Source organism: Carboxydothermus islandicus (genome assembly GCF_001950325.1).
Classification (GTDB): domain Bacteria; phylum Bacillota; class Z-2901; order Carboxydothermales; family Carboxydothermaceae; genus Carboxydothermus; species Carboxydothermus islandicus.
In genome coordinates this window covers 21,136-27,725 of record NZ_BDJL01000016.1, presented here as the reverse complement: position 1 = coordinate 27,725, position 6,590 = coordinate 21,136, and the positions used below count along the sequence as shown (strand labels likewise).

At 35.9% G+C, this 6,590-nt stretch carries 8 protein-coding genes and 1 pseudogene; 1 reads left to right on the top strand and 8 read right to left on the bottom strand.

The features are described from left to right. Nucleotides 1-250 precede the first annotated feature (250 nt). From ciss_RS03400 to speE, 7 genes and pseudogenes are all read right to left on the bottom strand, one after another. On the bottom strand, nucleotides 251-760 hold the full coding sequence (locus ciss_RS03400) for a hypothetical protein (RefSeq protein ID WP_075864901.1): 510 nt from the start codon (nucleotides 758-760) through the stop codon (nucleotides 251-253). Next, complete coding sequence (locus ciss_RS03395) at nucleotides 751-1,116, bottom strand: tetratricopeptide repeat protein (RefSeq protein WP_075864900.1); 366 nt, start codon at nucleotides 1,114-1,116, stop codon at nucleotides 751-753. Before ciss_RS03395 ends, ciss_RS03400 begins: the two co-directional genes overlap by 10 nt. Continuing rightward, on the bottom strand, nucleotides 1,070-1,927 hold the full coding sequence (locus ciss_RS03390; RefSeq protein WP_075864899.1) for a DUF5685 family protein: 858 nt from the start codon (nucleotides 1,925-1,927) through the stop codon (nucleotides 1,070-1,072). The genes ciss_RS03395 and ciss_RS03390 overlap by 47 nt, the downstream gene beginning before the upstream one ends. Nucleotides 1,928-1,932: 5 nt before the next feature. Next, complete coding sequence (locus ciss_RS03385; RefSeq protein ID WP_075864898.1) at nucleotides 1,933-2,478, bottom strand: DUF3786 domain-containing protein; 546 nt, start codon at nucleotides 2,476-2,478, stop codon at nucleotides 1,933-1,935. Nucleotides 2,479-2,771: 293 nt separating this feature from the next. Beyond that, nucleotides 2,772-3,077: pseudogene (locus ciss_RS13515) on the bottom strand (SSO2105 N-terminal domain-containing protein); the annotation flags it as partial. 230 nt (nucleotides 3,078-3,307) lie between these two features. Then, a complete protein-coding gene (locus ciss_RS03375; protein WP_075864896.1) occupies nucleotides 3,308-3,733 on the bottom strand; it encodes a hypothetical protein in 426 nt (141 codons plus the stop codon). A gap of 74 nt (nucleotides 3,734-3,807) precedes the next feature. Then, entirely contained in the window at nucleotides 3,808-4,629 is an 822-nt protein-coding gene (gene speE / locus ciss_RS03370) for a polyamine aminopropyltransferase (RefSeq protein ID WP_077177415.1), read from the bottom strand. 51 nt (nucleotides 4,630-4,680) lie between these two features. On the opposite strand from speE, the gene ciss_RS03365 reads away from it, so the two are divergent. Beyond that, the gene (locus ciss_RS03365; RefSeq protein ID WP_075864894.1) at nucleotides 4,681-5,490 is read left to right on the top strand and encodes a hypothetical protein; all 810 of its coding nucleotides are present in this window, start codon (nucleotides 4,681-4,683) and stop codon (nucleotides 5,488-5,490) included. Here the strand turns inward: ciss_RS03365 and ciss_RS03360 are convergent. Further along, on the bottom strand, nucleotides 5,483-6,589 hold the full coding sequence (locus tag ciss_RS03360) for a DUF362 domain-containing protein (protein WP_075864893.1): 1,107 nt from the start codon (nucleotides 6,587-6,589) through the stop codon (nucleotides 5,483-5,485). The two genes, ciss_RS03365 and ciss_RS03360, sit on opposite strands and share 8 nt — an antisense overlap. Between the last annotated feature and the right edge of the window lies 1 nt (nucleotide 6,590).

Genomic DNA, 6,590 nt, shown 5'->3' with positions numbered 1-6,590 from the left:
CCAAAAATGCTGATTTGTGGTATAATAGCCATAACAGGTGTAACCTCCTTGGTTATTTATTGGTTTGGTTACTAATATTTTACCATCAGGAGGTTCACCTGTTATTTGTTTTTTATTTGGTGTGAATTTTTCTTTATCTTTTCTTCCTGCTCCTTAAAACCGCTGTTTTTCGCCCTACTTTGGGGTATTTTTATTTTTGGGTTTGTGTTTATACCTTATTTGGCGCGGTTCTCTCAACTTAGCAATTTACTCATAAGTAATTTAAGAAATTATCTGGAATATTTTTCTTTATATAATCCCAGCCATAAGTAAGAATAAAATAATAAACAGTTGCACCTATCACTGAAATAGGCATTATAAAACCAATGCTATTTATTTTATAATTTAGCAAATAAATAAAATTAAAATATTTTAAATAGATTTGCAAATACAAAAAAACTCCTCCACTACCCATAAACAGTATTAGTACTTTATAAAAAAATCCATTATTCCAAAAAACGATCAGGATTGGCATAAGAAGATATACCAATAAATACTTTAGCAAAGCTAATGGGTTAAGAAATAATGCGGCTAAGGTCGTTAAAATTAACATGTAGAGCATGGTCTGTCGTTTACCTAAAAAATTCCCGCAAAATATTGCTAAAAACCCTACGCTTACCCCAATTACCCTTGGAGCAAGGTGAAAATACTCAGCTAAAAAAGTTGCTAAAAAAGCTAAAGTAGCAATTAACGTTGCTATAAGATCTTTTTTTAACAGCACGAAATAAAATCTCCTCCCATGCATTCACAGCAGGTATCTAACAAACAGGCACCACAAGCAACATCACATAAAGAAAGACCTTCTTTGCGGTAGCCGCGGGAATGATTTGGATAATAAGTAAACACTTTATCTTGTAGAAATGGTTCTGCTTTTTCAAAAGCCCGAAATGCTTTAGAAAATTCCCCGGCAAGGTCGTATAAAATTCCTAATAAATACCAATATTCACCGTTAAGGCCGTTTTGCAAATCGGCTTTGACCTTTTTTATTTGTTCCGTTAAAGGTTTATCCTTGATCTTTTCCCAGTAAAGTTCAAGGTCTTTGGGCAAGTATGCGCCAGGATTCAGGTAAGTTTCCATATTCATCCTCCCTCAGGGATAAGTTTTTTAAAAACAGATCAATAGCTTTGCTGTAACTATTTTGTAAGACAACTATCATTTCAGGGGCAAACCTGTTATTTAAATCAAGCAGGTATTTTTTTATTATTTCCATATGGCGGTGCAAGACGAAATTAATTTCGTAAAAAGTTTTTCCGTACTTTTTATTTTTCAAATCCGGATAAGCTGCTAAAACTGCATTAAATCGGCGTAAAATTATATCCTTTTTGAAATCGCTAAGGGCATCAATTAAATAAATATAGCGACCAATAAAATAAGCAAGATTATAAGCAGTAAAAATTTTATCTAAAGAAAAATGATATTCGACCATTGTATCTGCCGTAATTATACCCAAAAGAATTCCTGAAATTTCTCCATAGTATTCCAATGTTTGTAATTTATTTTTTTCTCTAAGATGTTGTTCGTGTAAAAGGGAGTCAAATAAATTCCGGGCAACAATATGCTTTATTGGTAGGTCATGCAAAAAATCTATTAACTTTAAGCGCATAAAAAGTTTTGTGTAATATACTGCCTTTACGACACCAAAAGTCGGTTTATTATAACGAAACTTCTTTTTTAAAGTATACGGGCAAAAAAAACTAACCATCTTTGGATTGTCATCAAGAAAAGAATCTATAAAAAGTGCCCAAAAGGTGAAATCGTAATTGTTAAATAGTTTATACCCCTCGAATTTCGAGCCTAATTCTTTACACAGGCTACAGTAAGTGGCTTTGAATTTTAGACCAAAGTCCGTTTCGGATAGGGTTTTAGGGAGCTTAAAAAAACCAAACATATTTTTTATATCCCGCCTGTCAAGTAGTTTACCGTTTTTATGCCTAAAACGTATAGATCAACGGTTTTTAAGTAAGATAAGCAAACCTGGTCAAACAAAACTTGACTTTTTTGGTTCTCCCATTTAATTACAGCAAGAGGAAGCCTGGGTAATGGGTAAATTTGGTAAGACTCAGAACCAAAAGCTAATTTTACGGCATCTAAACAACTTAATCTTTCGGGTAAAAGCGCCTTTTCAGCCAGAGGCTTTAAGGCCTCATAGACAAATGGCTGGTAATGGTGCATTCCTTCCGGTAAATCTAAAAAGGAAAGCCACTTATTTTTTGGAGAAAAACCACTTGCTTGATAAAAATACCGAACTATTAAAGTTTTATCAAACTCATCAAGTTTTAGGGAACTAAAAGTAAAGCGGGTTAAATCAAAATAAATATTTTGTCCTAAGTATTTAAGATAAATCTTATCTCCGCAGAGCTTTCCCCCGGTACGTTCGGCGATACGATGCCTTCCTGCATAAAAGATAAATTCTTTGAGAGCGTTTTTAAAGGGGCTCAAGTTAACCCTTAGTCATCCAAACTGTGCAAAACTGCATCAGTTTAGAAGGTTGGGGTATTTGTTGTCCGCCTTTCAGACTGTCCCAGCCCCAACTGGCGGTATTCGGAACAGCCATAGCCCCTGCCCCAAGAAGCAGGAACTCACCGCAGCTTTTCAGCCACCTTCTCCCATACCACTGACAAGTATTCTCTTCAGCGGTGACAGGTCTCGATATAATGGCCTGTCAAGGAGAGCTCCGGTCAGGAGGGCTACCCGCAAAACTCGCCACAGTTTGTACGGTAGGGTTTTCCCCTTTACCGCAGTACCTTCATTTCGATAACTCTTAAATTTAAGTTCCCCTGCTTGGTTTTATCCCCTCTGGAGAAAAGAGTTCCTTTGCGTTTATCCAACCATTCTTTTTTGTACTTTTGCCTTTGTTTGATACTTAAATGCTTGCTTTTCAGCTTGAAAAACAGGTCTTTCCCGCCAAAGATAACTTTACGAGGGTTTTCTCCAAGTTCTCTGGTGCTTTGCAAAACTTCGCTGGCTTCAAGTATAGCATCGTCTACATATCTGGAATTCAGGTTAAACATTAGTTGCAGTTCTTTCTTAAGTTCTTTTCGGGTTTTTCCTTAAAGCAGGCGGTTATAAGCATATCTTTTGCAGGAGTTCCAGTTTCGCATCAGGTTGCCTAAACATTCTTTTTCTTCTTTCTTTGGAAATAACCTTGCCTGTATTGTTATGATTTGCTTCAAAGTTTTCACCACTCTTACGATTTTGTACAATTAAACTTTATCCTTTGCTGAGTAAGTATTATTGCACTATTCTGCATTGTTTGGCTTAAGTGTTGCTACCTCCTGGTGATAAGAATGTAGAAAAACAAGACAAAAAATATTAAAAGCCAGACTATAAAAGTATAATTGTTAGTTAAAAGCACAAGTTTTATGTTTTTTTCCCGAGCTTTGGCATTTAATAAACGGTAAAAGTCGAAGGAGCCCAATGCTTTAATTACAGTGGAATTTAAAGTGTTTATAACCCCTTTATTGTCAAGAACTTCTGACACTACTGCATTTAAATATTTCTCCCGTATTGCCGGATTGACTTTAAATAAATTTTGAAGCTCTTTACGCAATGCTTTAAGCTCCGGCTCAATTTCTTGAAAATATTTCCGCCGCTCTTCCCGGGTTAAGGAATTAAGTGGCTTTAATAAAATTTTTTCCGAAGCTTTAAAAACAATTTTATCCTGTTTAAGCAATTCCAATACTTTGCTTTCCATTTCATTCCCTCATTATTTAATTTATTCGTTTTAAAAACTAAAACTCCTTTTTTTAGAAAAAAATCCGCTAAAAATTAGCGGATTTTAAGCATATCCAAGATAAAGTTTGGTAAAGCAAAGCAAGCTTTATGGATTTCTTCATTGTAGTACTTAGTTGAAAACGTAATGCTGGGAGTTATTTCTTTAGGATTATAAACTTTTGAAGCAACGGTAAAAGCAAAGAAACCACTAATATATGACGGAACGGGAGCTAAGGCGACATTTACCTTGGGAAAAATATCCCGCAAAGTAGTTACGATTTTAACAAAAATATCGGGATAGAAATTGGGAGATTCCGATTGAACCGCTGCTATTCCGTCAGCAGTTAAGGCATCAAAGAGGGAACGGTAAAATTCTTCACTGTACAAAACAACAGCAGGCCCCACAGGGTCAGAGGCATCAACAAAAATCAGGTCGTAATAATTTTTTATTTTTTTAACGTAACGGATACCATCATCTATAATAACTTCAACCCGGGGATCATTAAAACTTTCACTTAATGATGGTAAGAATTCCTTTGAAGCTTTGACAACCTCTTCATCTATTTCAACTAAATCAACCTTTTCAATGGTTTTGTGTTTTAATACTTCTCTTAAAGTTCCTCCATCACCGCCCCCAATAATTAGAGCCCGACGGGGAGACTTATGGGTAAAAGCTGCAGGGTGAACCAACATTTCGTGGTAAACGAATTCATCTTTTACTGTGGTTTGAACCGCATCGTCTAAAATTAAAGCTCGACCAAATTCAGCAAATTCAACAATTGCCAGGTTTTGATACGGGGTTTTTTTCTGATATAATATATCAGAAACCCTCCAACCAACTTGATAATTTTCATTGTGTTTTTCAATGTACCACATTTGCAAAACACCTCCAAATTAAATATTTTTAATCAGGAAGGAGTATCTAAAATGGCCACAATAGGCTTCGTAGGACCAAGCGGTACAGGAAAAAGTCATAGAGCTGCTTTAATTGCTTTTGAAAATAATTGTCAAATTATTATCGACGATGGCTTAATAATTAAAGGTCAAAAAATTTTAGGAGGAATTTCGGCAAAAAAGCAAACATCAAAAATTGCTGCTATTCGTACCGCTTTATTTCAGGATAGTTCTCACCGGGAGATAGCAAAAAAAATCCTGGAAAACTACCAATCGGCAAATATTTTAGTTTTAGGAACATCCAAGGAAATGGTAGAAAAAATATGTGAAAATTTAACCCTCGAAAAACCCGAAAGGTTTATTTACATCAATGACGTTGCATCCCCCGATGAAATAAAAATTGCCCGCTTTCATCGTTCACGTCTTGGAAAACATGTTATACCGGTTCCTGCCTTTGAAGTAAAAAAATCTTTTCCAGCAATATTTTTTGAACCAGTAAAAATTTATTTTAAAAGAGGAAAAAGAGTAAAGACTGTTTTCGATAAAACAATAGTTAAACCGTTTTACAACGAGTTAGGTAAATTGTCGATTGCGGAAGAAGCGTTAGAAAAAATTTTAGCCTTTCTCTTATCCCAAAATAAACCTGTAAAAAAGGTATTAAACATTGATTTAACTTATTCCTTTGGACAGTTAGCTGCAACGGTAGAAATAGCTGTGGAAAAAAGCTCAAATATCCCCCAGCAAATTAAAAAAGTTATACCATACGTTATCAAGGAATTTGAAGGCCAGACCGGCATTGAAATTGTTAAGTTAGATGTAATTGTCAAAAAGATTATTATTTAACTTCAATTAACTTATAATTTCGGGTACCAAGACCTATCGCTTCCCCATAAATCAACTGTTTTTCCCAGTTAATTGAAGGATTATTAGCTTTAATCTTATCAACCCCCGGAGCTAATTTACCTATTACAGAGTTCTCAATTGAAGCGGCATTATTCACCAAATCTACCGCTGCTTGGTCAATGGCTATGGGATCAAAGGAAGCTAAAATACCTATATCCGGCACCAACGGAACATCGTTCCAACTACAGCAATCGCAATCCGGTGAAATATCGGTTAAAAAAGTAATAAAAGCAGCTTTTCCCTTTTTGTCTTTTAAAACACCATAGGTGTATTCAACAATTTTTTCCTGAATAACATCATTTTCATCTTTCCAGTTAATTTTTATGGCACGGTAATTGCACGTTACGGTACATTCACCGCAACCTATGCAGAGCTCGTAGTTGATAACGGCTTTGCCGTTTTCATAGGAAATGGCTTGAGCAGGACACCAGCGGGCACATTTTCGGCAGCCGGTACAGATTTCCGCATTAACCTCCGGCAGCAAATCGGAGTGCATTTGCTGTTTTCCCGAACGACTACCCAAACCCATCCCTATGTTTTTTAAGGTTCCGCCAAAACCGGTAGCTTCGTGACCCTTAAAGTGGGTTACAGCAATTAGGGCATCTGCCAAGACCGCAGCACTTCCTATATTTACTTCTTTAAAATGTTTTAAATTAACTGGCACTTTTATGTAATCTTTTCCGGTAAGACCATCGGCAATAATTAAGGGAGCACCCACTACCGCATAGTCAAAACCATTTTCAATTGCAGTTTCAAGGTGATCGACGGCATTGGCCCGGCTCCCAACATACAAGGTATTGGCATCGGTCAAAAATGGTTTTCCTTTTCTGGCTTTAACTTTGTTAACTATTCTCCTGATAAATTGAGGTCTAATATAAGCGGTATTTCCCCGTTCGCCAAAATGAAGCTTAATTGCAACTAAATCATTTGGTGCTACAATATCCATTAATCCACTCCGGTCAATTAAACGTTCTAATTTTTCCAATAAACTTGCTCCTTTTTGGGCACGCATATTAACAAAATAAACTTCGGAACTCATA

What these genes read in the sequence shown, in the direction of transcription:
- ciss_RS03360 (WP_075864893.1), bottom strand. Translation starts at nt 6,589, where the DNA reads ATGAGTTCCGAAGTTTATTTTGTTAATATGCGTGCCCAAAAAGGAGCA.
- ciss_RS03375 (WP_075864896.1), bottom strand. Translation starts at nt 3,733, where the DNA reads ATGGAAAGCAAAGTATTGGAATTGCTTAAACAGGATAAAATTGTTTTT.
- ciss_RS03395 (WP_075864900.1), bottom strand. Translation starts at nt 1,116, where the DNA reads ATGGAAACTTACCTGAATCCTGGCGCATACTTGCCCAAAGACCTTGAA.
- ciss_RS03365 (WP_075864894.1), top strand. Translation starts at nt 4,681, where the DNA reads ATGGCCACAATAGGCTTCGTAGGACCAAGCGGTACAGGAAAAAGTCAT.
- ciss_RS03390 (WP_075864899.1), bottom strand. Translation starts at nt 1,927, where the DNA reads ATGTTTGGTTTTTTTAAGCTCCCTAAAACCCTATCCGAAACGGACTTT.
- speE (WP_077177415.1), bottom strand. Translation starts at nt 4,629, where the DNA reads ATGTGGTACATTGAAAAACACAATGAAAATTATCAAGTTGGTTGGAGG.